This window comes from Proteus vulgaris, from assembly GCF_016647575.1.
Taxonomy (GTDB): domain Bacteria; phylum Pseudomonadota; class Gammaproteobacteria; order Enterobacterales; family Enterobacteriaceae; genus Proteus; species Proteus mirabilis_B.
Window position 1 is genome coordinate 1,385,396 of sequence record NZ_CP032663.1, and the last position, 26,853, is coordinate 1,412,248.

A 26,853-nucleotide genomic window follows, 5' to 3' on the forward strand; every position below is an offset into this window, starting at 1 on the left:
TTTGCTCTATTCGTTTTATCCCTCAAATATCTTTCTTGTTTCTTTTTTATTACTGTATTCTGCTTTTATTTTAATTTCTCTATTTAATTACCTATATCACTTAGTTGTTTTGCTTTTTACGAGTTTCTTCTCAAAATTTATTGTATGTAACAAGAGATCTTTTTCTTTTTATAAAGCATCACTAAAAAACGACCTAAAAGCCTATCTTTAACTAAATGATAACATCATGATATTTAAAGAATGATTGTAGGCAAGGATGCTAGAAATGATTTTATTGAATCGAATGATAAAATTTTTTGAGTTAAAGATGGTATCAATAAAACAGAGGTGCTTTCATTCAGTTTATTTTCAAAGACTCTATTTCACGAAGTTAACTTTAGACAATATTGCTTTGGCAATGATATTAGGTTGCTTACCTTTATTAGTTCAACATACGCTTTTTAGTCAGACTATTTATTCTATTATTATTTTTGTTGCATTATTTCTATTATTTATTCCTTTTTGCACATTCCGCTTTTCAGCGATATTTCTATTTTTCTGGGTTTATTCAAATATGGTTGCGTCATCGCTAATGACGAGAACAGAACAGTTTGCTGATAATATGGCAACATTTGAAACCAAGATTATGGAGTATCGCCAATTAACAGATGGCAATATTATTATCAAAATACCAATTACGAAGAAGACGCTCTTTTCGTCATCTGTTTATGCAAATGTGTATTGGCGAAGTCCGCCTAAAAACATAGCTGTAGGACAATATTGGAAGTTTAAAATTCAATTTAGAGCTGTACATAGTTATTTAAATGAAGGTGGATTTGATAGCCAAAAATACGCTGTTTCTATGAAGGAAACATTAACGGGTAAAGTGATAACTGCCAAGTTTATCAGGAATGATATATCACTGCGTACTCAACTTGTTCAGACAATCTCAACTTATTGGCAAACAGCAAAAAATAAAGGTGAAATTATTGCTTTGGTCTTAGGTGATAAGCGATATATCGAACCCGAGAAAAAAGATCTCTATATGAAAACAGGGGTTGCACATTTAATTGTAATATCGGGTTTACATATAGGTTTAGCTGCCTTTTTTGGCTGGGTTATTGCAAGAGGTATTCAATTTTTTTTCCCTATTAGATGGATTAATCCAAGATTTCCATTAGTTATAGCTTGGCTATGTGGTATTTTCTATGCTGCGTTATCAGGCTGGGGAATACCAGCAACAAGAGCTGTTATTGGATTAACTGTTTGGGTGATTTTACATTGGGGGAGCCGATTATTTTTACCTTGGCAATGGGCACTTTGGAGTGCTGCACTTATTCTAATTGTTGAGCCTCTTTCTATACTTTCAGCCAGTTTTTGGCTTTCATTTTCTGCTGTATTTGCCATTATCTTTTGGTATTGGATGTACCCATTAAAAGCTAAATATAACCATCAAAAGCGGTGGTTTATTTTAAGGTTGGTACATTTACAATTTGGTTTATTAATTATTTTATTACCATTTCAATTATATTTATTTAATGGTGCTAATTTTTTTAGTTTTATCGTTAACTTATGGGCGGTTCCTATTGTTTCTTTTATTACCGTGCCATTAATAATGCTCGGATTATTGACATTTCCTCTCTCATTTTTACAACCAATAATTTGGCACTGGGTTGATCTTTCTATTAATCTCGCTTTTTGGTGTGCTCCCTTATTTTTACCATATTGGCAAAATAGTGGTGCCATTCCTTTATTATTAGGATTTTTTGGGATTGGAATTATTTTAATCATAAAAATGTCATGGTGGCGTTATCATTTTATTTGCATTGTGGTTATTGGTACTATTTTATATTGTGAATTTGTCGCTTCTTCACGTTATCAATGGCGAATATCTATGCTAGATGTTGGACATGGCTTGGCAGTTATTCTCGAGAAAGAAGGTGAGGCGATTATTTATGACACAGGAATGCGTTGGAAAAATGGAGGTACAATTGCAAAGAGTGTCATCATTCCTTATTTAAGACATCACCGACTCACACCAGTTGCATTGATCATTAGTCATGATCATCTTGATCATACAGGGGGAATGGAAGATTTAATAAAAACTTATCCTAATTTAAGTATTCGTAGTAGTTTTGACGATCCTTCGCATTTACCTTGCTTAAGTGATAAATCATGGCAGTGGAAAGGTCTGCAATTTGATGCATTATGGCCACCGAATAAATTACTCTCTCCGAAAAATAATCAATCCTGTGTGATCAATGTTAGTGATGGGAAAAACAATATTCTACTAACTGGAGATATAGAAAAAGAAGCTGAAGCTCAATTAGTAAGAGTAAAAAAAGAACAACTAAAAGCAGATGTCTTACAAGTTCCTCATCATGGTAGTCAAACATCATCCACATTGATGTTTATTCAAGCAGTATCACCAAAATTTGCACTTGTTTCTGCTGCTCGTTATAGCCCTTGGCGTTTGCCTTCTGATAAAGTACATCATCGTTATAAAAAAGAAGCTATTAATTGGCTAACAACCTCTATTAGTGGGCAAATTTCTATCGAGTTTAATCAAGATAATATTGATGTATTTACCTATAGGCGAGATATTTTGCCTCGTTGGTATCATCAGTGGTTTGGTGTTTTGACGTTTCCCGAGTAGAATGACCGGCTAATTATTAAAAGTTTGGTAATATATATGAATGATATAGATCTATCAACGTGGCAAACATTCCGCCGCCTATGGCCAATGATCCGGCTTTTCAAAGCGGGTTTGATCACTGCTGCAATTGCATTAATCATCAATGCGGGCGTGGATGCATTTATGATTTCTTTATTAAAACCACTTCTTGATGAAGGTTTTGGTAAAGCCAGTAATGACGTATTAAAATGGATGCCTTTTGCCGTTATTGGACTGATAGCTCTGCGTGGTATATCTAACTTTATTTCAAGTTACTGTCTTTCTTGGGTCTCTGGGAAAGTTGTAATGAATATGCGTCGCCGACTGTTTTCTCATATTATGGGAATGCCGGTGAGCTTTTTTGATCAGCAATCAACAGGGACTTTACTCTCTCGTATCACATACGATTCAGAACAAGTTGCCTCTTCATCATCAGGTGCATTAATTACTGTTGTACGTGAAGGTGCTTATATCATCGGACTATTTTGTTTGATGTTTTATTATAGCTGGCAATTATCCCTGATCCTTATCGTTATCGCACCTATTGTTGCTGTTGTTATTCGTATAGTATCGACTCGTTTTAGAACGATCAGTAAACGTATCCAAAATAGCATGGGACAAGTGACAACTAGCGCAGAACAAATGCTAAAAGGGCATAAAGAAGTTCTGATTTTTAATGGCCAAGAAGTTGAAAATAAACGCTTTAACCATGTAAGCAATCATATTCGCCGTCAAGGTATGCGTATGGTTGTCGCATCATCAATTTCAGATCCTATTATTCAGATAATCGCTTCTCTTGCGTTAGCATTTGTCCTGTATGCAGCAAGTTTCCCTGAGATAATGGATACATTAACAGCAGGTACAATTACAGTTGTCTTCTCCTCAATGGTTGCATTAATGCGTCCATTGAAATCACTGACTAATGTGAATGCTCAATTCCAGCGCGGTATGGCTGCTTGTCAGACTCTCTTTGCTATCCTCGATATGGAGCAAGAAAAAGACACTGGTAAGCTTGAACTGAAAAAACCAACTGGCGATATTGAGTTTCGTAATGTGACTTTCCAATATGTTACAAAAGATACACCAGCACTGAAAAATATGTCATTTACTATTCCAGCGGGTAAAACTGTTGCATTAGTTGGACGCTCAGGCTCTGGTAAGTCTACGATTGCAAACTTGATCACACGTTTTTATGACATTAATGAAGGCGAAATATTAATTAATGGTCATGATATTCGTGAATACACATTGAAATCTTTGCGTAATCAAGTCGCGTTAGTTTCTCAGAATGTGCATCTTTTCAATGAAACTGTGGCAAACAATATCGTCTATGCATGTGAAGATCAGTATACCCGTGAAGATATTGAAAAAGCGGCAAAGATGGCACATGCGATGGATTTTATCCAGAAAATGGATAAAGGCTTAGATACTGAAATTGGTGAAAATGGTGTGTTACTTTCAGGTGGGCAACGTCAGCGTATTGCAATTGCAAGAGCGTTATTACGAGATTCACCGATCCTTATTCTTGATGAAGCAACATCAGCGCTAGATACAGAATCAGAGCGCGCTATCCAGTCAGCACTTGATGAATTACAGAAAAACAGAACCTCTTTAGTGATTGCTCACCGTTTATCAACTATTGAAAAAGCAGATGAAATATTAGTTATTGAAGACGGTGAAATTGTTGAACGTGGCGCACACCTTGATTTGATTGAGAAACAAGGTATTTATGCACAACTTCACAGGATGCAATTTGGCAAATGATTGAACGGATTTGGTCTGGTAAATCTTGGTTTTATATCCTATTACTTCCATTTTCATGGTTGTATGGTGCGATCACGCTGTTAAGGCGTTTTGCATATCAGAAAGGATGGTTAGCATCATGGAAAGCGTCCGTTCCTGTTGTGATTGTTGGCAATTTAACTGCTGGCGGGAATGGTAAAACGCCTGTTGTGATATGGCTTGTTGAGCAATTAATACAGCAGGGATTTAAACCAGGTGTTGTCTCTCGTGGTTACGGCGGGAAATCAGACCATTATCCATTACTTTTAACATCCGATACAACACCTGCCATGGCAGGTGATGAACCTGTGTTGATTTATCATCGAACAGGTGCTCCCGTTGCGGTTGCACCTAATCGACGAGATGCAGTAAAAGCGCTATTAGCTCAACATGAGCTTGATGTGATCATCACTGATGATGGTTTGCAGCATTACGCATTACAGCGTGATTATGAAATAGTTGTCATTGATGGTCAGCGCCGATTCGGCAATGGTTGGTGGTTACCAGCAGGCCCTATGCGAGAGCGTGCAGGGCGCTTAGATTCTGTGGATGCAATTATCGTTAATGGTGGAATAAGCCAGAATAATGAGATTGGCATGGCGCTGGAAGGTGATACTGCAGTTAATCTTAAAACAGGAGAGAAAAAACCAGTTCAGCAAATTAAAAAGGCTGTTGCTATCGCTGGGATTGGTCATCCTCCTCGGTTTTTTAACTCTTTACATGAAAAAGGGATAGAGTTAATCACAACAAAAGCATTTAGTGATCATAGTGATTATAGTGCTCAAGAATTACAGGATTTAACACCTGACTTAGAGCCCCTTATTATGACAGAAAAGGATGCTGTTAAATGTCAGCATTTTGCTCAAGATAACTGGTGGTATTTGCCCGTTAGCGCTGAGTTAAATAGTCAATCTGTGCTAAAACAAGTCAGCAATTTAATTTACGGCTCGAAAAAAACTTGTATCTGATCTGAAACAATGATATTTATAGTGGAAATCAGGATAGCGTTACATAAAAGATTACCTACCTACAGTTGCATATCGCTTTTGTCGTAGTTCAATTTAATTCGCCACTACCCTATCTACTCAAAAGCCTTGTGTGGAGAGTTTGTGGATCTTGAATGTAGGATTAATATTTTGTGCAGTGAATAGCATCAGCTTTTGTGCACAATGGATGGTAGAAACCATTTTTAATGGTAACTAATTATCTCTATATTCGGTTATCTTTTTTATCAGTGCGCAATAAATATCAGTATGTCATCTTTTTGTCATATTGATACTGTAAATATTTATTGTGCTTTATGATATTTATTAAGCTTGGCTATCACGATTTTGAACATTTATATTGAATAATAAAATGCACTACTTAAATTAATGTGTTCAGAATTTAATTGGGGTTTTATATAAGAAGACTTAATAAAAAGTAGGATGCATTTGTATAGGAAAATAAAACTATACAAAGAACAAAAGGAGTTTATCTATCATGACATTACAATTAAGAATGGGTCGCGTAAAATGGTTCGACAATAACAAAGGTTATGGTCTTATTGTTGCAAGAGATATTGAACAAGAAGTTTATGTCAATAAAAAAGCGATTGCCAATACAAAAAATAAAGCATTAACAGAAGGTCAAGACGTTGAGTTTTCTGTTATCAGAACAGCAGCAGGTCTAGAAGCCGCTGATGTTATCGGGTTTTAAATAAGGCTCAGCCTTGTTAAAGATGTAGATAAAACGATAGTTTAGCATTAAGATTAAATTATCGTTTATGCCTATTTTGAGGTAGGTAAGTCACAATAGTTTACCACCAAGTCGAATAAGTAATATAAAAGAGTCGTTTCGTTAATTAGAATGCAATAAAGATAATAAAAAGGTTAAATTATTATCAATAAAAGCTGAATGTAATTCTTTATTAATGATGTTGCAGACTCAACGATAAAAAGCCACATTAATGTGGCTTTTTTGTTGCTTATAGTAAAAGAGAAAATAATAAATTTATTAATAACTAAAATAATTTTCGAATTATCACTAAACGAGAGGTTTTGAGTATTAACGCTGATCATTCCTTATGATATCCTTTTGCCATATAAAATGATTAACCCTTGAGAGGGACAAAATGGATCACCGCTTACTCGAAATTATTGCTTGCCCAGTTTGCCACGGCAAACTTATCTTTGATAAAGAAAATTCAGAGCTTATCTGCAAAATTGATCATTTAGCTTATCCTGTTCGTGACAATATCCCCGTTCTTCTGGAGAATGAAGCAAGAGAATTATCACTAGAAGAGGAAAAGTAACTTCATGTTCACGGTCATTATCCCTGGTCGATATGCATCGACCCGTTTACCGGGTAAACCCCTCGCGGATATTCATGGCAAACCTATGATTGTTCGTGTAATGGAACAGGCTATGCGCTCTGGTGCAAACCGTGTCATTGTTGCAACTGATAATTTAGATGTTGTTGCAGCAGTTGAAAAAGCAGGCGGAGAAGCCTGTATGACTCGCGAAGATCACCATTCGGGTACAGAGCGTTTAGCTGAAGTCATTGAAAAATACAAATTTGCGGATGATGAGATAATCGTTAACGTACAAGGTGATGAGCCTCTTATTCCACCTGCGATTATTACTCAAGTAGCCGAAAATTTGGCGAGTTGTGGTGCAGGAATGGCAACATTAGCAGTGCCTATTGTTGACTCAAAAGAAGCTTTTAATCCTAATGCGGTGAAAGTCGTGATGGATGCAAAAGGTTTCGCACTTTATTTTTCTCGTGCAACCATTCCTTGGGAAAGAGACCGTTTTAATTTATCACATGATGAAATTGGTGAACATTATCTTCGCCATATTGGCATTTATGCTTATCGTGCAGGCTTTATACGTCGATATATTACTTGGGAGCCAAGCCCATTAGAATCTATTGAAATGTTAGAGCAACTGCGGGTGCTGTGGTATGGCGAAAAAATCCATGTTGCAAAAGCATTAGAAGTTCCGGGTGTAGGTGTAGATACTCAAGATGATCTTATTGCAGCCAGAGCTGCATATCGAGCACTTAACCAAGAGTTCTGATTTGTTAACAGTGAGAAATAAATTCTAACGGCACTTAAATTAAGTGCCGTTTTTGTATCAGTCAGCAAAAATATTTTTAATTATTGGTTTTCTTCTTTATCAGACTGATGACTTTCATTTTCAGGAATAGTGGCGGGTTGTCCGGCAGGTTTTACTGATTGCCACACCGATCCCAAAAACTCATACCATGCACGTTCACTGTGTTGAAAATAAGTCGCAGAGGGAAAATATTTCTCCCAAGGATGTAATGGTGAGGAGATAGCTAGTTGGTTAGCGGGTGCAACGATAGGTTTCATGCCTCGGGCTAAAAAGAAACGTTCCGCACGTGCTAAATGATTGGCAGACGTTACAAGTAAAAATGGTTTCTTACCAATTAATTTATCAACTTCATAGGCTTCTTCTTCAGTATCTTTCGGTGTTGATAATGCGATAGTTCTCTCAGCCGGTACACCTAAAGATTGCGCCACCTGCGCCGCTACCTCTGCACTACTTATCTGGTTAACACCAGCACCACCTGTAAAAATCATTATCGCATTAGGATTGCGATAATAAAGCCTTACACCTTCAGCAACACGAAATAAACTATTGTTAAGAAGATTAGAACTGGGTGCCCAATCTGGGTTATAAGTAAATCCACCACCTAAAACAACAATGTAGTTCACATCTTGTTGCGAATTTTCTCGTAATTCATAACGAGCTTGATACTCTTTTTCACTTGGCATTAATAGTGTATCAGCAACAGGTTGTATGCCTAAAATAGTTAGCAGAACAAGCACAACAGTGAGTAGGCTTTTTCCTGTTTTTTGCCAACGAGTAAACCAAAGTAGTGCTAATGCAAAAAAGGCGATTAACAAGAGCAAAGGCAAGGGCATCAGAAAGCCTGCAACATATTTTTTGAGCAAAAACAGCATAAATCATCCTAGATTGAGTGAAATACATGCAATTGATAGCGAAAGCTTAGTGAAAACTAGGGGAATTCCAAGACATTGTGTCAAAATAGCTCATCAACAACGTTTCACTAAGTTTTTATCAATAGAAATAAAGAACCGTTTAATTATTTATAAAACGATAAACGTTTGAACGTTAATTTTTTCATTAATAAGCGTTATATTTATACTGCGCTTTGCGAATAATCTGATTCATGACTTATTTCTTTAGAGAAAACAGTCAGTATCATAGAACACTGGTAAAATTGCCGTCTTTATTTATGTACAGTGTCTCATATTTTTGAATTTATCAGAACGCAAAGAGCGCAAGTAGTAAGTTGTTATCATGAGGCGTTTTAATGTCAGATCGTAATTTTGACGATATTGCAGATAAATTCTCCCGCAATATCTATGGCACAACAAAGGGTAAAATACGTCAAGCAGTGATTTGGGAAGATTTACAACAATTATTGACCCTCTTACCTAACCGAAGTTTGCGTATTTTAGATGCAGGTGGGGGTGAAGGTTATTTCTCTCGTCAGCTTGCTAAATTAGGACACCAAATTATCTTATGTGATTTATCACAAGAGATGCTTAATCGTGCACAAGAGGCTGCGGTTGAAGAGGGTGTTGTCGAGAACATGACGTTTATTTGTTGTGCAGCTCAAGAGATCAAAGAGCATATAGATGAAAGGGTTGACTTAATTCTATTTCATGCAGTATTGGAATGGATCACGGATCAGAAAGACGCTGTAAATGTTCTTACCGATATGTTGTTACCTAATGGTATCTTATCGCTAATGTTTTACAACGCGAATGGCATTGTCATGAGAAATGCGATTTTAGGAAATTTTCATCTGGCAAATCCTGAGATCCCTCGTAGAAGAAAAAAATCGCTATCACCTCAAAACCCATTGCAACCAGAAGATGTCTATCAATGGTTAGATGAGTTTTCAATGACAATATTAGGAAAAACGGGTGTCCGCGTTTTCCATGATTATTTGCAAAGTCGTCAGTTACAAAATAAAGATTTTCCATCGTTGCTTGCATTAGAGCAACGATATTGTCGGCAAGAGCCCTATATCAGTCTGGGGCGTTACATTCATGTCATGGCACAAAAGCGTGTAAATTAAGGATGTACTATGAGTGATTTTACCCAGACAGTTCCTGAGTTAGTGTCTTGGGCGAGAAAAAATGATTTCTCAATCTCACTGCCACCAGAAAGATTAGCTTTTTTGATGGCTGTCGCTGTATTAAACAGCGAGCGCCTTGATGGCGAAATCAGTGAAGGGGAGTTAATTGATGCCTTTCGAGAAGTATGTAAAGGCTTCGAACAACCCGCAGAATCAATACAAGTTCGCGCAAATAATGCCATTAATGACATGGTAAAGCAGCGACTTTTTAACCGTTTTACCAGTGAATTGGTAGAAGGTAATGCAATATACCGTTTAACTCCGTTGGGAATTGGGATCAGTGATTACTATATTCGCCAACGTGAATTTTCATCATTGCGCTTATCTATGCAACTTTCCATTGTGGCGGGTGAGTTGGATTCAGCAGCCAGTTCCGCTGAAGATGGTGGCGATGAATATCATTGGCATCGTAATGTTTTTGCACCTTTGAAATATTCAGTGGCAGAAATTTTCGATAGCATTGATTTGTCTCAGCGGATCATGGATGAGCAGCAAAATACAGTAAAAGAAGATATTGCTGCGCTATTAAACCAAGATTGGCAAGCCGCCATTTCAAGCTGTGAACAGTTATTATCTGAAACATCGGGTACATTAAGAGAGCTACAAGATACGCTTGAAGCTGCTGGCGATAAACTTCAAGCCAATCTCTTGCGTATTCAAGAAGCAAACATGAATTCTGGTCATGTTGAGCAAATTGATACATTAGTATTTGAACTTCAAAGTAAGTTAGACCGCATTATTAGTTGGGGTCAGCAATCTATTGATTTATGGATTGGATACGATAGACATGTCCATAAATTTATTCGTACAGCGATTGATATGGATAAAAACCGTATTTTCTCTCGCCGTTTACGTCAATCTGTACAAAACTATTTCGACAGCCCATGGGCATTAACTTACGCTAATGCTGATCGGTTGTTTGATATGCGTGATGAAGAACTGGTTCTACGTGATGAAGAAGTCACAGGCGAGTTACCTGAAGAGCTTGAATATCAAATGTTCAGTGAAGTGAACGAACAAATAGCGCAATGGGTAGAGCAAGAGCTTGCTTCTTACAAATTGGAACAACGGGCATTAGATCTCAGTTCAGTGTTAGTTGAATACCTTAATCGTTATCCGCAACAGAAACATTTCGATGTTGCACGTATTGTTATTGATCAAGCAGTACGATTAGGTGTGGCGAAAGCTGAGCTCGCAGGATTACCTGCAAAATGGTCAGAAATTAACGAATATGGAGCTAAGGTACAAGCGCATGTCATCGATACATACTGAACAATTTATGCCAGCAAAACTGGCGCAGGCATTAGCGAACTCACTTTTTCCTGAACTGGATAGCCAGTTACGTGCAGGTCGACATATCGGTATAGACGCTCTGGATAATCATGCTTTCTTGATGGATTTCCAAGATGAGTTATCAGACTTTTATGCGCGTTATAACGTCGAATTAATTCGCGCACCAGAAGGTTTCTTCTATTTGCGACCTCGATCAACCACACTTATTCCACGCTCTGTTCTCTCTGAAATGGATATGTTGGTGGGGAAAATTCTTTGCTATCTCTATCTCAGCCCTGAACGATTAGCAAATCAGGGAATATTCACCGTTCAAGAGCTGTTCGATGAATTAAGAACATTAGCAGATGAAACCAAGCTTTTACGTTTAGTGAATCAGCGCTCAACAGGTTCTGATCTTGATTTGCAAAAATTACAAGAAAAGATGAGAACTTCGCTAAATCGTTTACGTCGTTTAGGCATGATTTCATTTTTATTAAATGATATGCAGCGTTTTTCTATTACCGAATCTGTTTTCCGCTTTGGTGCCGATGTGCGTAGTGGCGATTCTCCACTTGAGGCTCAAATGCGAATGATCCGTGATGGCGAAGCAATGGCGCTTGAAGATAGCTCAGAAACTCTCAACGATGATGAAGAAAATGAAGATGAGCAATTACAATCCAGTGAAGATGATGCGGAGGGAGAAAATAAATGATTGAACGGGGAAAATTTCGCTCATTAACACTTATCAACTGGAATGGGTTTTTTGCTCGTACTTTTGATTTAGATGAGTTGGTGACTACGTTATCAGGTGGTAATGGTGCGGGTAAATCAACCACGATGGCTGCATTTATTACAGCTATGATCCCTGATCTTACTTTACTTCATTTCCGTAATACCACAGAAGCAGGATCGACAAGCGGATCACGCGATAAAGGGTTATACGGGAAACTGCGTCCCGGTGTGTGTTATGCCGTATTGGATGTGATTAACTCGCGTCACTTACGTGCTGTGGTCGGTGTCCGTTTACAGCAAATTGCAGGGCGTGATAAGAAAGTTGATATCAAACCCTTTATGATCCAAGGGCTGCCAATGGCAGAAAACCCAACAGAAATTTTGACGCAAGCTGTTGCGGATCGCCAAGCCCGTGTTTTACCGCTGAATGAATTAAAAGAAAAAGTTGAAGCCATTGATGGAGTTGTTTTCAGACAATTTAACTCTATCACTGATTTCCATGCCGTGATGTTTGATTTAGGGGTTATTCCTAAACGTTTACGCTCAGCGAGCGATCGCGCCAAATTCTATCGTTTAATTGAAGCCTCATTATATGGCGGTATTTCAAGTGCGATTACCCGCTCTTTACGTGATTATTTACTACCTGAAAATAGCGGTGTAAGAAAAGCATTCCAAGATATGGAAGGCGCATTGCGTGAAAACCGAATGACACTTGAAGCCATTCGTGTCACTCAATCTGATCGTGACTTATTTAAGCACTTAATTACAGAAGCGACATCTTATGTTGCGGCTGACTATATGCGTCATGCCAATGAACGACGTGTTCATCTAGATGAAGCTTTAACAGTACGCCGTGAGTTATGGAGCCAGCGTAAATCCATTAATAGTGAAGCGTATCGTTTTGTTGAGATGGGTAAAGAGTTAGAAGAGCAACAAGCGTTATCTTCTGATCTTGAAGCGGATTATCAAGCGGCAAGTGATCGATTAAACTTAGTACAAAATGCAGTTCGCCAACAAGAAAAAATTGACCGTTATGTCGCTGATGTTGAAGAGATAACTTTCCGCTTAGAAGAACAAAGCGAAGTAGTTGAAGAAGCGGCATCTAAGAAAGAAGAACTTGAAGCACGTGTAGAATCGGCAGAAGAAGAAGTTGATGAGCTGAAAAATCAGTTAGCAGACTATCAGCAAGCATTAGACGTACAACAAACACGCGCTATTCAATATCGCCAAGCTGTGCAGGCTTTAGAGCGTGCTAAAGCACAATGTGATATTGCTGATTTAGACGAAACCAATGCAGAGCAATGGGCTGAACGTATCCAAGCAAAAATTCAAACCATTACGCATTCATTGCTTTCTATGGAGCAGAAACTCAATGTTTCTGAAGCTGCGAAAACACAATTCGATCAAGCCTATAAGCTGGTGAGTTCAATTGTCGGTGAAGTTGAACGTCAAAATGCATGGGATGCTGCAAAAACGGCATTACGTGAATGGTCTTCTCATCGACATCAAGCGGATAGGGTTCATCCTATTCGTATGCAATTAGCTGAATTAGAACAGCGGTTACATCAACGAAACAATGCAGAACGTCAACTTGAAGAATTTAACAAACATCATGGTAAATCGATGGAGCCTGATGATCTGTTAATTCTTCAAGATGAATTAGAAGCAAAAATTGAAGAGCTTAGCGATTACGTTAATGAGTCTGGCGAACAGCGCATGCAAATGCGCCAAGAGTTAGATCAACTTAAACAACAAATTGAAAAGCTGAAAAAACAAGCACCTGCATGGCTTGCAGCACAAGATGCGTTAACACAATTATGTGAGCAGACTCGTCAATCTTTTGAAACGGGTCATCAAGTAACTGAATATATGCAACAGTTACTTGAAAAAGAGCGCGAAGCAACGGTATTACGTGATGAAACAGCAACTCGCAAACAGCAAATTGAAGCGCAAATTGAACGTTTAAGTCAGCCAAGTGGTGCTGAAGATGGGCGATTAATTACGTTAGCTGAACGCTTTAATGGTGTTTTATTATCAGAAATTTATGATGATATTACGTTAGACGATGCGCCTTATTTCTCTGCATTATATGGTCCAGCACGCCATGCGATTGTTGTACAAGATTTATCTCAAGTTCAGGCGCAATTAGAAACGTTAGAAGATTGTCCTGAAGATCTCTATTTTATCGAAGGCGATCCACAATCTTTCGATGACAGTGTATTTAATGCGCAAGAGATGGATAAAGCCGTTCTTATCAAGAGCACTGATAGACAATGGCGTTATTCTCGCTACCCTGAAATTCCACTGTTTGGTCGAGCGGCGCGTGAGAATCAATTAGAAATTTTATCTCGCCAGCGTGATGAGCTTTCTGAACTTTACGCAACACAAGCTTTTGATGTACAGAAGATCCAACGTGCTCACCATGCCTTTAGTCAGTTTGTGGGACAACATATTTCTGTGGCATTTGAGGCTGATCCAGAAGAGGATATTCGCCAGCTTAACCAAAGACGTAATGAGCTAGAAAGAGCGTTAACACAGTACGAAGAGAGCACTCAGCAACAGCGTCAACATTATGCGCGTGCCAAAGAATCGCTAAACCTTCTTAATAAGCTTATTCCTCAAGTTAATATCTTGATGGATGAGACACTAATTGATCGTGTTGAAGAGTTACGTGAAGAGCTGTATACCGCAGAAGAATCAATGCGCCACTTACAGCGCCATGAAAAAGCATTAGCAACATTAGAGCCTATCGCTTCAATCTTGCAAAGTGATCCACAAGCGCATGAACAATTAGCACAAGATTACGAGCAAGCAAAAGCAGAACAGCAACGTTATCAGCAACAAGCTTTCTTGCTGGTGGAAGTGGTACAGCGCCGTCCTCACTTTAGTTATAGCGATGCCGTTGAAATTGTCAGTGAAAATAGTGATCTTAACGAGAAGCTACGTCACCGCTTAGAAATGGCAGAAACAGAACGCGCTACAGCAAGAGAACTTTATCGTCAGCAACAAGCGCAATGTGCTCAATTTAATCAAGTACTCGCATCATTAAAAAGCTCCTTTGATACTAAATCTGAATTACTCAGAGAGCTTGAGCAAGAGATGCGTGATACAGGGATCCATATTGATATAGGTGCAGAAGCAAGAGCCAAAGAGTTGCGCGATCAACGTTATTCTGAGGTAAGTGCAAACCGCACACGCATCAGCCAACTTGAGCGAGATATCGCACTAAGTGAAGCTGAGCGAGATAATCTCACCAAGAAAATTCGTAAACTGGAACGTGACTACGTTCAAATTCGTGAGCATGTTGTGAGTGCAAAAGCGGGTTGGTGCGCGGTTATGCGATTAGTAAAAGAAAATGGAATGGAGCGTCGTTTACATCGTCGAGACTTTGCTTATCTTTCTGCTGATGATTTACGTTCAATGTCGGATAAGGCGTTAGGTGCGTTACGCCAAGCGGTTGCTGATAATGAATATTTACGTGATGCGTTACGTCGCTCCGAAGATGCGAAGTACCCCGATCGCAAAGTTCAGTTCTTTATTGCGGTATATCAGCATTTAAGAGAACGTATTCGCCAAGACATCATTAAAACGGATGATCCGGTTGATGCAATTGAACAGATGGAAATCGAGCTTGCTCGCTTAACTGAAGAGCTAACTAGCCGTGAGCAAAAATTAGCGATTAGTTCACGAAGTGTCGCGAATATTATTCGTAAAACTATTCAGCGTGAGCAAAACCGTATTCGTATGCTAAACCAAGGTTTACAAGCGGTTTCATTTGGTCAGGTGCGTGGTGTCCGACTCAACGTCAATATCCGTGAAAGTCACCAAGTGTTATTGGATGTGTTATCTGAAGAAGATAACCAGTATCAAGATCTATTTAAAAACCAAAACCTGACTTTCTCCGAAGCAATGGCGAAACTTTATCAGCGTTTAAACCCTCAAGTAGATATTGGTCAACGTATGCCACAAACTGTGGGTGAAGAGTTGTTAGATTACCGTAATTACCTTGAAATGGATGTTGAGGTTAATCGTGGGCCAGAAGGTTGGTTAAAAGCAGAAAGTGGCGCTTTATCAACCGGTGAAGCTATCGGTACGGGGATGTCAATTCTGGTAATGGTCGTACAGAGCTGGGAAGAAGAATCACGACGCTTAAGAGGAAAAGATATCTCTCCTTGTCGTTTGCTCTTCCTTGATGAAGCGGCTCGTTTAGATGCGAAATCTATCGCGACGTTATTTGAGCTTTGCGATCGTCTTGATATGCAGCTAATTATTGCAGCACCAGAAAATATCAGCCCAGAAAAAGGAACAACCTATAAATTAGTACGTAAAGTGTTCAATGGTACTGAACATGTACACGTTGTTGGGTTAAAAGGTTTTGGTCAACAGGCTGAAAAAGATAAAATTGCATCATCAAATGTTGCTGAAATAACAGAATAATTTTATTCCATTATTAGCTTCAAGAGGCAAGAATAAAGGCGCTACGGGCTTATGCTTATAGCGCCTTCTTTTTTTAAAGTGTTACATAGATCAAAAAATGAAAGTAAATTAACAAAAAAATGAAATTTTAAATGGAATAACGTGCGCCATATCTCATTTAAATGTAATCATGATGTTTATGATTGTTCCCGTATGTGATTAATATAAAAATTTAAAGGAAAGAGAATGCGTAAAGTCACGTTAGCTTTTAGTGCAATTGCTTTAGCGTTAAGCTTAAACGGCGCAGCAATGGCAAAAGTACATCTGCCAGAAGTTGTTAGCCCAGGCGTTACCGTTGCACAACTTGCACAACAACAACCAATTCATTGGGTTTCTGTTGCTGATATTGAAAAAAGCCTTGCAGGTCAAGCACCGATGGCGGTTGGTTTTGATATTGATGACACCGTTCTGTTCTCAAGCCCAGGTTTCTACCGTGGTAAACTGGAATACTCTCCAAACGATTTCAGCTACCTGAAAAACCCAGAATTCTGGGAAAAAATGAATAACGAGTGGGATAAATTCAGTATGCCTAAACAAGTCGGTATCGATCTTGTTCAGATGCACTTAAAACGTGGAGATACTGTTTATTTCATTACTGGTCGTACTCAAACTAAAACTGAGACTGTGACCAAATATGTACAAGAAGGCTTAAACATTCCTGCTGATAAAATGCAGCCTGTTATTTTTGCTGGTGACCAACCTGGCGCAAATAACAAAGTAAGCTGGATGCGTGATCATAAACTGAAAATTTACTACGGTGATGCTGATGCAGATATCGCAGCAGCAGATGAGCTGAACATCCGTGGTATTCGTATTCTGCGTGCTGCTAACTCTTCTTACCAACCACTGCCAAAAGCAGGTCAGTTTGGTGAAGAAGTAGTTATTAATTCAGAGTACTAATCTTTACCCTTTGTTTACCTTTATTTGTAAGGCGTAGGAAACTACGCCTTTTTCTATTTTCTATTTTCTATTTTCTATTTTCTATTTTCTATTTTCTATTTTAAGACACCTTCCATTTAAATAATCTTATTATCCATTCACAATTCTTTATTATTCATTAATAGCTATTTTTAATTTGTCTATTTTTTGTTCTTTTATTGCGTCTTTATTTAAATTATATATTTTGAATATAAAAACGCTTAAATAGTCTTTTTTTGATGAAATAAAATCAAATTTCTATCAGGGGCTTACAAAACTTTAAAAATATTAGTTTATTCCTATAAAACTCTTTTCCAAGCTCATCTAATATTCTAGGATACCAAAATAATAATAAGGGATGAGGGTAGAGGATTTATGGCGCATCAACCAATTAAAAGAGCAATCGCATATTCAGTTGTTATAGGTACACTCCTTTCTGGCCATTATGCAATGGCTACAGAAACAGAGTCAGTGACTTTATCTGCACCCGAAACAGAAAACGCGACATTAGTTCCTGTGGCTAATGAAGCTATGCCAGCACCCGCAACTGTGGTAATGAATATTCCACAAGTGACCGAGTTAGAAGCAAGAACAAAACTACAATCGTGGAGCCCAACGGAATATAAACCGTTATATTTAACCCAGCTAGCGAAAGTTTACCAAGCGAATAACTTAGCATTAATCTGGCAAGATGAAAAAATAGTACAGCAATTACAGCAACAAATTGCTGAAGTCGCTATTTCAGGTATTCAGCCCCAATTTGGGCAATGGTTAACACAATTAGGAACGCCTGAATTAACAAAAGAAGCACGTGATCTTATTTTATCAGACGCTTTTTTAGGCTATATCAGTTTTGTTGAGCAAGTGAATAAATCAGGCATATCTTTACTGTATCGTAATGTGATGCAAACATTACCATCACCCACTGATAAATCAGTCGTAGAATTACAGCAAAATATCCAAAATAACACCTTAGGTAGTTTTGTTATTTCTTATGCACCATCTCATCCTTATTACAACTTAATGAAAGAAGAAGTGCGTAAGCAGTTACATAGCTCAGTTGTTTGGCCAGAAATGCAAGGAACAACATCATTAAAGCCAAATCAATCATCACAAGAAGTTGTACCTCTAAGACAGATTTTACGTAATTTAAAACTAATTCCTGAACTGGCTGCAAATGAACAGGAAATGGCAACAACGGTTTATGATGCACCTTTAGTTGCGGCTGTTAAATTATTTCAAACTGCGCATGGGTTAGAGCCTGATGGGATTATTGGGCGACAAACTCGAGTGTGGTTAAATATGACACCGGCACAACGTGCGAGTATTATGGCATTAAATATTCAACGTCTTCGCCTGACACCTGCCATTGGAGATACAGGAATTTGGGTTAATATTCCTGATTTTTCACTCTATTTTTATGCCAATAACGAGCTTATTCTTGATTCAAAAGTTATTGTCGGTCGTCCTGATAGAAAAACACCGATTATGAGTAGCGCATTAAATAATGTTGTGGTTAATCCACCTTGGAATGTGCCAACAAGTATGACTCGTAAAGATATTGTACCTAGAGGCAAAGCAGATCCTAGTTACTTTAGTCGTAAGGGATATACTATTTATTCAGGGTGGGGGAATGATGCTTATCCTATTAACCCTTATGACATTGATTGGCAAAATATGAGCGCAAATAACTTCCCTTACCGAATTTGGCAGGCTCCGGGGCCAACAAACTCATTAGGGCGTTATAAATTTAATATGCCAAATTCAGATGCAATATATCTGCATGACACACCAAACCATTCACTGTTCTCAAAAAATATGAGAGCAATTAGTTCAGGTTGTATTCGTGTAAATAAAGCCTCTGAGCTTGCTTCCATTTTATTGGGTGATGCGGGATGGAAACAAGATAGAATTGATGCGGCATTAAAACGTGGATCAACACAATATGCGCCAATTCCTGAACGTATTCCGGTTTATTTATATTATCAAACAGCATGGGTGGCTCAGGAAAATGCACCTCAATATCGTGCAGATATTTATGGTTATGACAAAGTTACTACCAATGTACAACCCTATTTAGAGAATATTAAGAAATACTTTTAATATAAATAAATATAAATTGAATAAAGGATAGCTAATTCAGCTGTCCTTTATTTTTATATAAATCAATAAGATAAAAATGTTTTTTTATGGTCTGCAATAAGATAACTAGAAATATAATAAATTATAAAATATTTTTAAAATTTCTATTAAAAATAGAATGATAAAAATAGAGATTAGTATAAATAACTAAATTTATAAAATTACTAATGGCGTTAAATTGAAATGAAGTGTTATTTACAATACTATACAAACGATAAGAAACAATTCGAGAAAAATATTGTCATAATAAAGGTTCTTCCTCCTGAAATAATTTGTTGAGTGCATATACTATGGATATTATTGATTCACATCGCCGTAAGTGGCTGGGGCTTGGTATGGCCGCAGTGGGGTTAGGGTTATTGCCTTCTCATGCATTTGCTTCATTAGCAACACCTCGTCCAAAAATCCTTCGCTTTAATAATTTAAATACCGGTGAAACTATTAAAGCCGAGTTTTTTGATGGAAAACGCTATAACAAACATGAGCTTGCTAAATTAAATCACCTTTTTAGAGATTATCGTCAAAACAAAATCAAAACCATTGATCCCGCACTGTTTGACCAAATTTACTTACTGCAAGTGATGCTTAATAACAATAAACCTGTTGAACTTATTTCAGGTTATCGTTCATTAGTAACCAATAATAATTTGCGCCAAAGCAGTAGTGGTGTAGCAAAGAAAAGTTATCATACACGCGGACAAGCAATGGATTTTCGTTTAGTGGGCACTGATCTTTCTAAAGTTCGTCAAGTCGCATTAAGAATGAAAGCGGGCGGTGTAGGTTATTATCCAAGAAGTAATTTTGTGCATATTGATACAGGACCTGTTCGCTCATGGTAATCTATTGAGAATTAGTTAATAGAGAGTGGAGTGATTCATGATGTATCACATTGTACCTGTGACAAACTATATGCAAAATTGCACCCTTATTTGGTGTGATGAAACGAAGGAAGCGGCAATTGTTGATCCTGGTGGAGATGTCGAAACGCTTATTGCAGAAATCGAAGCCCGCCAATTAACATTAACCAAAGTATTATTAACGCACGGACACTTTGATCATATTGCAGGCACCTCTCAAATTGTTGAGCATTTTAATGTTCCTGTTTATGGTCCTCATAAAGATGATAATTTCTTATTAGAGGAATTAGAACAACAGTGTCGTATGTTTAATTTCCCTTGTGGAAAGTCATTTGCACCAGATAGCTGGCTAAATGAAGGCGATACCATCACAATTGGTAAAACCGTTTTGTTATCTGTTTTACATTGCCCAGGTCATACACCGGGACATATTATTTTTGTAAATCATCAGAATAAACTTATCTCTATGGGAGATGTGTTATTCAAAGAAAGCATTGGTCGTACCGATTTCCCGCGTGGAAACCATGCCGATCTTATTGCTTCAATCAAAAATAAAGTCTTACCTTTAGGCGATGATTATCTGTTTATTCCGGGACACGGCCCTATGTCTAATTTAGGGCATGAACGCCAATATAACCCTTTTTTACAAGATGAAATGCCAATCTGGTGATCTTGCACGAATATAAATAAACAAATGAAAGCTCTTTATTATAAAGAGCTTTTTTATCAGTAAAAAATGTGATTTATATTTTTATTGATCTGAATAAAAATGCCACGTTATTAAACAACGTGGCATTTATCTTCATTACACTTGATAAGGTAATTAGAGTACTGCAACAATGGCTTCACAAAGTGGAACCATATTCTCAAGAGTTAAACCTGCAACGTTAATACGGCCAGATCCTACGATATAAATACCGTATTCAGCACGTAAACGCTCAACTTGCTCTTTATTTAAACCACTAAATGAGAACATACCATTTTGGTCGATAATAAAGCTAAAGTCTTGTTTAGCACCTTTTTCTTGCAGCGTAGTCACTAACAGCTGGCGCATACGCTGAATACGTTCGCGCATGGTTGTTAGCTCTTCAACCCATTCTTCTTTTAACTCTGGGTTGGAAAGAATAGTTGTTACTACAGAAGCACCGTGTGCTGGTGGATTTGAGTAGTTTGCACGAATAATTGCTTTTGCTTGGCTAAAGGCTTTTTCAGCAGTGTCACTGTCTTTGGTGACAATGGTACATGCACCTACACGTTCATTGTAAAGACCGAAGTTTTTAGAATATGAACTAGCAACAATAAGCTCAGGATTTTTTTCTGCAAAGAGACGTAAGCCTTGAGCATCTTCTTGAAGACCGCGAGCAAAACCTTGGTATGCAAAGTCAAAAACAGGCAACCAGCCTTTTTCTGCTGATAGTTCAGCTAATTGACGCCATTGTTCTTCAGTTGGATCAATACCGCTTGGGTTATGGCAGCAACCGTGGAACAGAACAACATCACCCGCTTGAGCTTTAGCAAGGCTCGCTAACATGCCTTCAAAATCTAACCCACGATTTTCTGCATCGTAATAATCATAATTGCAGATCTCAAGACCTGCAGTTTGGAAAATATTGTTATGGTTAGGCCAAGTTGGGTTACTAATCCAAACACGTTTTGCTGTGGTTTGTTGAGCAATAAAATCAGCCGCAATACGTAAAGCACCTGTACCACCTGGAGCCTGTGCCGTGCGTGCGCGTTTTTCAGAGATAATAGGATGTTGTTCACCAAACAAAAGTGCTTGGGTCACATTGCCAAATTCAGGGATACCGCTAATAGGAAGGTAGTTTTTAGTGGTTTCGTTTTCTAACAGGTATTTTTCTGCTTTCTTAACTGTGGTCAAAACAGGGGTTTTGCCTGTTTCATCCTTGTAAACACCAATCCCTAAGTTAATTTTGTTTTCACGAGGATCAGAACGGAAACTATCAGCTAAACCTAGAATAGGATCGGCTGGTGCAGCAATGATTTTCTCAAACATAGTGTAATTGTTCCCTAAGCTCAAAACGAAGCCGAAATATGAGTATCAAGAGTAACGCTATGAGGCCTTTTTGCCAACTATTTGTAGAGAAATTAACAAGAAGTTGTGAACTAAGTGAGAATAAATAGCAAATCAAGATGTAAATAAGTGAATATCCTGTGATTACATTAACATGTAAAAATAATCACTAAAAAGGCAGAATTGTTTAGTATGATAAACTTTTGAATATTTCAAAAATGGAAACTACATAGAGTGTTATCACAAGAGAGACGCTAATCAATCGTGATTAATATAGGGATAAAATAAAAAGATAAGGGAAAGGAGAGAGCAGGTGTGCCAAATTATGCAAATAAAAAAGCAACACCGAAGTGTTGCTTTTCAAATCAATTAACTTGACTGTTTAATTACCTAAGCGGTAATTAGAACTGATAAGTCAGACCTAAACCAACTACGTTGTCGTCGTTGATGCCCAGTTTATTATCAGATTTGATCAGGTTGATTTTGTAATCAACAACTGCAGTCATATTTTTGTTAAATTTGTAGAAAGAACCTACAGAGATATATTTAACTAAATCTTCGTCGTTTACGCCGTTAACATCTAAGTCTTTACCTTTAGATTGAACGTAACCTAAAGATGGTTTCAGACCTAAGTCAGCGAAATCGTACTGTGCAGTTAACTCGATGTTTTGAGTTTTGTTAGCAATGTTGCCTTTGAAACCAGTCATGTTACGAGTTTCACCGTACATAGCTGCTAAGTAAACATTGTTAGCTGCAAATTTACCACCAAAGTTCCATGCTTCTGCACGTTCACCTTTAGCTGTGCTTAACTTTTGTTCTGCAGTACGAGCAGCGTTAGAATAACCACCACCCAGAGTTACACCCCAGCCTAAGTTATAAGCTGTAGAGAAACCGAAGCCGTCGCCATTCTGTTTTTTGATTTCAGTACGGTCGTTGTTAGTTTCTGAGTTGTTTTTGCCTTGATATTGCAGAGCAAAGTTCAGGCCATCAACGTAACCGAACATATCAGTGTTACGGTAAGTCAGAACGCCAGTAGTACGGCCAGTCATGAAGTTGTCAGTTTGTGACATAGAGTCGCCGCCCCATAAAGGCAGAACGTCTGTCCATGCGTTGGTGTCGTAAATTACACCGTAGTTACGACCGTAGTCTACTGAACCAAAGTCAGCGAATTTAAAACCAGCGTAAGCGAAACGAGCACGTGAATCAGTGTCGCCTTCAGCTTTGTTAGTACGGATTTCGTATTCGAAACGACCGAAACCAACTAAATCTTTATTGATTTGAGTTTCGCCTTTGAAACCGATACGAGCACGAGAAGCGTCACCGCTTTCTTGACCGCGATCTCTATCAGAGTTAGCGAAGTAATGACGAACGTCAACTTTACCGTAGATGTCTACTTTGTTGCCGTCTTTGTTGTACATTTCAGCTGCGTTTGCTGCACCAGCAAACATTAAAGCTGGGATTACCACTGCAAGAAGATTGCGCTTCATCATTATTATTACCCTCATTGGTGTTATTCAGACACCTTTGCCACTGCCAGAAATAGTTTCTTAATTTTTATGGAACTATTTATGAGAGTTAAGTGTCGTCTGTGTCGGGTGACAGTGTTCCATTGGTAAAAAATTTTATCTACCCCCAATTTGCTACAAAAACGAAAAAAGTGTAACAAATTGTAACTATGTATTTCAAAGTATGTATTTTGGGGAACTTTTGAATTAAATAACAGCCATGCATAAAAAAAGCCAACCTTGAGGTTGGCTTCTTCACTTAAGTAAAACTAGTACAATAAAACAGCAATGCAAATTTTCAGTTGAATACTAATCAATCACTAAATTAAAAATCTGCATTTCTTGGTGTACGTGGGAATGGAATAACTTCACGAACGTTTGCGACGCCGGTCACATAAGCAACTAAACGTTCAAAACCTAAACCAAATCCTGAATGAGGCACGGTGCCATAACGACGCAGGTCGCGATACCACCAGTAGTCTTCTTTGCTCATTCCCATTTCGTCTAAACGTTTATCAAACATATCTAAACGTTCTTCACGTTGAGAACCACCGATGATTTCACCAATTCCCGGTGCTAATACGTCCATTGCTGCAACTGTTTTACCGTCTTCATTCATACGCATATAGAATGCTTTGATATCTTTCGGGTAGTTTTTCACAACAACAGGTGCTTTAAAGTGTTTCTCTGCAAGATAACGCTCATGCTCAGAAGAGAGGTCAACACCCCAATAAACTGGGTTTTCAAATTTCTCACCACAGTTTTCAAGCACAGTGACTGCATCGGTATAATCGATTTGAGCAAAATCAGAGGTGATAAAGTTTTCTAAGCGTGAGATAGCGTCTTTATCGACACGTTGTGCAAAGAACTCCATATCATCTTTACGCTCTGCTAACACTGCTGCAAAGGTGTATTTCAACATTTTCTCAGCAAGGGCTGCGATATCGTTAAGATCAGCAAATGCCACTTCAGGCTCAACCATCCAGAATTCAGCGAGGTGACGGCTGGTATTTGAGTTTTCAGCACGGAATGTTGGACCGAAAGTATACACTTTGCTTAATGCAGAAGCGTAAGTTTCACCATTTAGCTGACCAGAAACAGTTAAAAACGCTTCACGGCCAAAAAAGTCTTCACTGAAATCGACTTCGCCTTTATCTGTGCGTGGCAGATTGTTCATATCTAATGTAGAGACACGGAACATCTCACCTGCACCTTCTGTATCAGCTGCTGTGATCAGTGGCGTAGAAACCCAGAAGAAGCCTTGTTCATCGAAGAAACGATGTAGTGCTTGTGCTAATGTGTGACGAACACGAGCAACTGCACCAATTAAGTTAGTACGAGGACGTAGGTGAGCAACTTCACGTAGGTACTCAATACTATGACGTTTGGCGGCCATCGGATAAGTTTCCGGATCATCGACCATTCCTACCACAACAACATTGGTGGCATGAATTTCAAAGTTCTGTCCCTGGCCCGGAGATTCAACAATTTTACCGGTGACTACCACAGAACAGCCTGTGGTTAAGTGCAGCACTTCATCTTGATAATTCGGTAAATTATTATTAATGATGGCCTGTACTGGATTAAAGCAGGAACCGTCATAGACGGTAAGAAATGAGATACCAGCTTTTGAATCTCTTCTTGTACGTACCCAACCGCGAACGGTGACGTCTTCGCCAACCGCGATACGGCCTTGCAGTACGTCGACTACAGGCGCAACGATCATAAATAAATCTCTCTTCGTTTAATTAAAATAATTGTTTGGTTAATTCATTCTGCCCCTGTCGGACAGTTTTTCTATGTTACTTGCAATAGCGCAGGAAACAAGTAGGAAATTTTAGTTTAAAGAGTCAATAAAGAAGAGAAAAGCTTTTGTATAAAATAAATTGATAAAAATAGATGAAATATTGATGAAAGTAGCTGTTATGGCAGAGGTATGACAAAAGAAAGGGCAATTTTTACCCTTTCTTTTATTAATGAAGATTTTTCGCTAATTAACAGGCTTGTTTAACAAGAGGAACGTCAAAGGCTTTGCGTAGCTTGTCAACAAAGTCATTGTCGTCACAAATGGTTTTACCTGGGCTATCTGATAATTTAGCAACTGGCTTACCATTACATTCCACCAGCTTAATCACAATATTAAGAGGTGTGATTTCAGGAATGTTGCAAGTGAGTCGAGTACCAATACCAAAGATTAAACGAATACGCTTATGGAAATGTTTATAAAGTACCAGCGCTTTTTGAAAATCAAGACTATCAGAAAAGACTAATACTTTACTCATTGGATCAATGCCCAATTTTTCATAATGCGCGATCGCTTTTTCACCCCATTCAATAGGATCGCCAGAGTCGTGACGTAAACCTTGATAGCTCTCTGCAAAGGTTTTATCAAAATCACGCAAAAACGCATCCATTGTAATGCAATCTGTTAATGCGATACCTAATTGATCAGGGTATTCATCTAACCAAGACTGCAAGGCGGCACGCTGACTATTTGCCAGTTCAGGGCTAATCTGTTGATGAGCCTGAAACCACTCGTGAGCTTGTGTTCCCACTGGGGCTAATTGCATCCGTTCAGCGAAATGATAATTACTTGTACCAATAAGATAAGGAAAATGATTTTTCAGCTCATCCACAATGGCACACTGCACATCATAAGAAAAACGGCGGCGAGTACCAAAATCCATCAACTTAAAATCAGCTAAGTCAATCTGTTGCTCAGCAGCATCACGGTAGAAGATATCAATTAATTTACGTAGCTGATTAACTGCATCATCTGGTGTGATTTGAGGCGAGCGGACACGATGTACAATTTCACTCACTAAAGCCAACAACGGAACTTCCCATAAAATAACTTCGCGCCAAGGGCCTGTTATTCTGATCGTCAGTTGGTTTTCAGGTGTCGCTGAAATTTGGACTTGTTCTGGTTTAAAGCGAAAATGCTTGAACCATTGCAGATAGTCATTTTTGAAAAAGGGGAGACTCTGAAGATAGTTAAATTCTTCATTCGTTAATGACAGGTCTGCCATCATATTAACTTGATGGCGTAAGGTTGTTGCATATTCACCTAGACGTTCATCACTCCGGCAGCGGAACTCAGCAACGACAGGAATATCACTATAATGGTGGTAAACCGCTTGTTGCATGTGGAGCTTGTATGCATCGGTATCCAACAGTGATGTAATAATCGGTGTAGCGTCTAAAATCATAGCGCGTCAAGCATCCTCACGGAGCGTTTTTATGTCTGCTAAATCGTTAAGGTTGGAGAGTATACCCGAATATGACGACAAAGCGTCACTATTCAAC

At 38.3% G+C, this 26,853-nt stretch carries 19 protein-coding genes; 14 read left to right on the forward strand and 5 right to left on the reverse strand.

The window, feature by feature from the left end; translation table 11 throughout:
• Positions 1 to 397 precede the first annotated feature (397 nt).
• From D7029_RS06315 to kdsB, 6 genes are all read left to right on the forward strand, one after another.
• Complete coding sequence (locus tag D7029_RS06315; protein ID WP_228766774.1) at positions 398 to 2,635, forward strand: DNA internalization-related competence protein ComEC/Rec2; 2,238 nt, start codon at positions 398 to 400, stop codon at positions 2,633 to 2,635.
• Between the two features lie 36 nt (positions 2,636 to 2,671).
• Positions 2,672 to 4,417, forward strand: coding sequence for a lipid A ABC transporter ATP-binding protein/permease MsbA (msbA, locus tag D7029_RS06320; RefSeq protein ID WP_194952149.1), 1,746 nt, complete (start codon positions 2,672 to 2,674; stop codon positions 4,415 to 4,417).
• Complete coding sequence (lpxK, locus tag D7029_RS06325) at positions 4,414 to 5,403, forward strand: tetraacyldisaccharide 4'-kinase (RefSeq protein ID WP_194952150.1); 990 nt, start codon at positions 4,414 to 4,416, stop codon at positions 5,401 to 5,403. Before msbA ends, lpxK begins: the two co-directional genes overlap by 4 nt.
• 514 nt (positions 5,404 to 5,917) lie before the next feature.
• A complete protein-coding gene (locus D7029_RS06330) occupies positions 5,918 to 6,133 on the forward strand; it encodes a cold-shock protein (protein WP_023581324.1) in 216 nt (71 codons plus the stop codon).
• A 415-nt stretch (positions 6,134 to 6,548) separates the two neighbouring features.
• Positions 6,549 to 6,728, forward strand: coding sequence for a Trm112 family protein (locus D7029_RS06335; protein WP_004244593.1), 180 nt, complete (start codon positions 6,549 to 6,551; stop codon positions 6,726 to 6,728).
• Between the two features lie 4 nt (positions 6,729 to 6,732).
• The gene (gene kdsB, locus D7029_RS06340) at positions 6,733 to 7,494 is read left to right on the forward strand and encodes a 3-deoxy-manno-octulosonate cytidylyltransferase (RefSeq protein ID WP_088493290.1); all 762 of its coding nucleotides are present in this window, start codon (positions 6,733 to 6,735) and stop codon (positions 7,492 to 7,494) included.
• Positions 7,495 to 7,574: 80 nt separating this feature from the next.
• On the opposite strand, the gene elyC is transcribed toward kdsB, so the two are convergent.
• The gene (elyC, locus tag D7029_RS06345) at positions 7,575 to 8,405 is read right to left on the reverse strand and encodes an envelope biogenesis factor ElyC (protein ID WP_194952151.1); all 831 of its coding nucleotides are present in this window, start codon (positions 8,403 to 8,405) and stop codon (positions 7,575 to 7,577) included.
• A gap of 374 nt (positions 8,406 to 8,779) precedes the next feature.
• On the opposite strand from elyC, the gene cmoM reads away from it, so the two are divergent.
• From cmoM to D7029_RS06385, 8 genes are all read left to right on the forward strand, one after another.
• Positions 8,780 to 9,553 carry a tRNA uridine 5-oxyacetic acid(34) methyltransferase CmoM gene (gene cmoM, locus D7029_RS06350; protein WP_088493288.1) on the forward strand — a complete coding sequence of 258 codons (774 nt, stop codon included), beginning with the start codon at positions 8,780 to 8,782 and terminating at the stop codon, positions 9,551 to 9,553.
• Between the two features lie 9 nt (positions 9,554 to 9,562).
• A complete protein-coding gene (mukF, locus tag D7029_RS06355; protein WP_075673561.1) occupies positions 9,563 to 10,885 on the forward strand; it encodes a chromosome partition protein MukF in 1,323 nt (440 codons plus the stop codon).
• The gene (gene mukE, locus D7029_RS06360; RefSeq protein WP_194952152.1) at positions 10,866 to 11,597 is read left to right on the forward strand and encodes a chromosome partition protein MukE; all 732 of its coding nucleotides are present in this window, start codon (positions 10,866 to 10,868) and stop codon (positions 11,595 to 11,597) included. The genes mukF and mukE overlap by 20 nt, the downstream gene beginning before the upstream one ends.
• The gene (gene mukB, locus D7029_RS06365; RefSeq protein ID WP_194952153.1) at positions 11,594 to 16,054 is read left to right on the forward strand and encodes a chromosome partition protein MukB; all 4,461 of its coding nucleotides are present in this window, start codon (positions 11,594 to 11,596) and stop codon (positions 16,052 to 16,054) included. The genes mukE and mukB overlap by 4 nt, the downstream gene beginning before the upstream one ends.
• Before the next feature lie 225 nt (positions 16,055 to 16,279).
• Complete coding sequence (gene aphA, locus D7029_RS06370; protein ID WP_088493285.1) at positions 16,280 to 16,993, forward strand: acid phosphatase AphA; 714 nt, start codon at positions 16,280 to 16,282, stop codon at positions 16,991 to 16,993.
• 393 nt (positions 16,994 to 17,386) lie between these two features.
• The gene (gene ldtD / locus D7029_RS06375; protein WP_194952154.1) at positions 17,387 to 19,114 is read left to right on the forward strand and encodes a L,D-transpeptidase; all 1,728 of its coding nucleotides are present in this window, start codon (positions 17,387 to 17,389) and stop codon (positions 19,112 to 19,114) included.
• Between the two features lie 329 nt (positions 19,115 to 19,443).
• Entirely contained in the window at positions 19,444 to 19,992 is a 549-nt protein-coding gene (locus tag D7029_RS06380; RefSeq protein WP_075673124.1) for a YcbK family protein, read from the forward strand.
• Positions 19,993 to 20,029: 37 nt separating this feature from the next.
• Complete coding sequence (locus tag D7029_RS06385) at positions 20,030 to 20,680, forward strand: MBL fold metallo-hydrolase (RefSeq protein ID WP_194952155.1); 651 nt, start codon at positions 20,030 to 20,032, stop codon at positions 20,678 to 20,680.
• A 153-nt stretch (positions 20,681 to 20,833) separates the two neighbouring features.
• On the opposite strand, the gene D7029_RS06390 is transcribed toward D7029_RS06385, so the two are convergent.
• From D7029_RS06390 to pncB, 4 genes are all read right to left on the reverse strand, one after another.
• Positions 20,834 to 22,024 carry an amino acid aminotransferase gene (locus D7029_RS06390; RefSeq protein WP_194952156.1) on the reverse strand — a complete coding sequence of 397 codons (1,191 nt, stop codon included), beginning with the start codon at positions 22,022 to 22,024 and terminating at the stop codon, positions 20,834 to 20,836.
• A 419-nt stretch (positions 22,025 to 22,443) separates the two neighbouring features.
• Positions 22,444 to 23,532, reverse strand: a complete 1,089-nt coding sequence (locus D7029_RS06395) for a porin (RefSeq protein ID WP_310989923.1) — start codon at positions 23,530 to 23,532, stop codon at positions 22,444 to 22,446.
• A 340-nt stretch (positions 23,533 to 23,872) separates the two neighbouring features.
• Entirely contained in the window at positions 23,873 to 25,273 is a 1,401-nt protein-coding gene (gene asnS / locus D7029_RS06400; RefSeq protein ID WP_194952157.1) for an asparagine--tRNA ligase, read from the reverse strand.
• 268 nt (positions 25,274 to 25,541) lie between these two features.
• Complete coding sequence (gene pncB / locus D7029_RS06405; RefSeq protein ID WP_194952158.1) at positions 25,542 to 26,756, reverse strand: nicotinate phosphoribosyltransferase; 1,215 nt, start codon at positions 26,754 to 26,756, stop codon at positions 25,542 to 25,544.
• Between the last annotated feature and the right edge of the window lie 97 nt (positions 26,757 to 26,853).

What these genes read in the sequence shown, in the direction of transcription:
- pncB (WP_194952158.1), bottom strand. Translation starts at nt 26,756, where the DNA reads ATGATTTTAGACGCTACACCGATTATTACATCACTGTTGGATACCGAT.
- D7029_RS06335 (WP_004244593.1), top strand. Translation starts at nt 6,549, where the DNA reads ATGGATCACCGCTTACTCGAAATTATTGCTTGCCCAGTTTGCCACGGC.
- msbA (WP_194952149.1), top strand. Translation starts at nt 2,672, where the DNA reads ATGAATGATATAGATCTATCAACGTGGCAAACATTCCGCCGCCTATGG.
- D7029_RS06390 (WP_194952156.1), bottom strand. Translation starts at nt 22,024, where the DNA reads ATGTTTGAGAAAATCATTGCTGCACCAGCCGATCCTATTCTAGGTTTA.
- D7029_RS06385 (WP_194952155.1), top strand. Translation starts at nt 20,030, where the DNA reads ATGATGTATCACATTGTACCTGTGACAAACTATATGCAAAATTGCACC.
- kdsB (WP_088493290.1), top strand. Translation starts at nt 6,733, where the DNA reads ATGTTCACGGTCATTATCCCTGGTCGATATGCATCGACCCGTTTACCG.
- D7029_RS06395 (WP_310989923.1), bottom strand. Translation starts at nt 23,532, where the DNA reads ATGATGAAGCGCAATCTTCTTGCAGTGGTAATCCCAGCTTTAATGTTT.
- D7029_RS06380 (WP_075673124.1), top strand. Translation starts at nt 19,444, where the DNA reads ATGGATATTATTGATTCACATCGCCGTAAGTGGCTGGGGCTTGGTATG.
- cmoM (WP_088493288.1), top strand. Translation starts at nt 8,780, where the DNA reads ATGTCAGATCGTAATTTTGACGATATTGCAGATAAATTCTCCCGCAAT.
- mukE (WP_194952152.1), top strand. Translation starts at nt 10,866, where the DNA reads ATGTCATCGATACATACTGAACAATTTATGCCAGCAAAACTGGCGCAG.
- asnS (WP_194952157.1), bottom strand. Translation starts at nt 25,273, where the DNA reads ATGATCGTTGCGCCTGTAGTCGACGTACTGCAAGGCCGTATCGCGGTT.
- D7029_RS06330 (WP_023581324.1), top strand. Translation starts at nt 5,918, where the DNA reads ATGACATTACAATTAAGAATGGGTCGCGTAAAATGGTTCGACAATAAC.
- aphA (WP_088493285.1), top strand. Translation starts at nt 16,280, where the DNA reads ATGCGTAAAGTCACGTTAGCTTTTAGTGCAATTGCTTTAGCGTTAAGC.
- D7029_RS06315 (WP_228766774.1), top strand. Translation starts at nt 398, where the DNA reads ATGATATTAGGTTGCTTACCTTTATTAGTTCAACATACGCTTTTTAGT.
- mukB (WP_194952153.1), top strand. Translation starts at nt 11,594, where the DNA reads ATGATTGAACGGGGAAAATTTCGCTCATTAACACTTATCAACTGGAAT.
- lpxK (WP_194952150.1), top strand. Translation starts at nt 4,414, where the DNA reads ATGATTGAACGGATTTGGTCTGGTAAATCTTGGTTTTATATCCTATTA.
- mukF (WP_075673561.1), top strand. Translation starts at nt 9,563, where the DNA reads ATGAGTGATTTTACCCAGACAGTTCCTGAGTTAGTGTCTTGGGCGAGA.
- ldtD (WP_194952154.1), top strand. Translation starts at nt 17,387, where the DNA reads ATGGCGCATCAACCAATTAAAAGAGCAATCGCATATTCAGTTGTTATA.
- elyC (WP_194952151.1), bottom strand. Translation starts at nt 8,405, where the DNA reads ATGCTGTTTTTGCTCAAAAAATATGTTGCAGGCTTTCTGATGCCCTTG.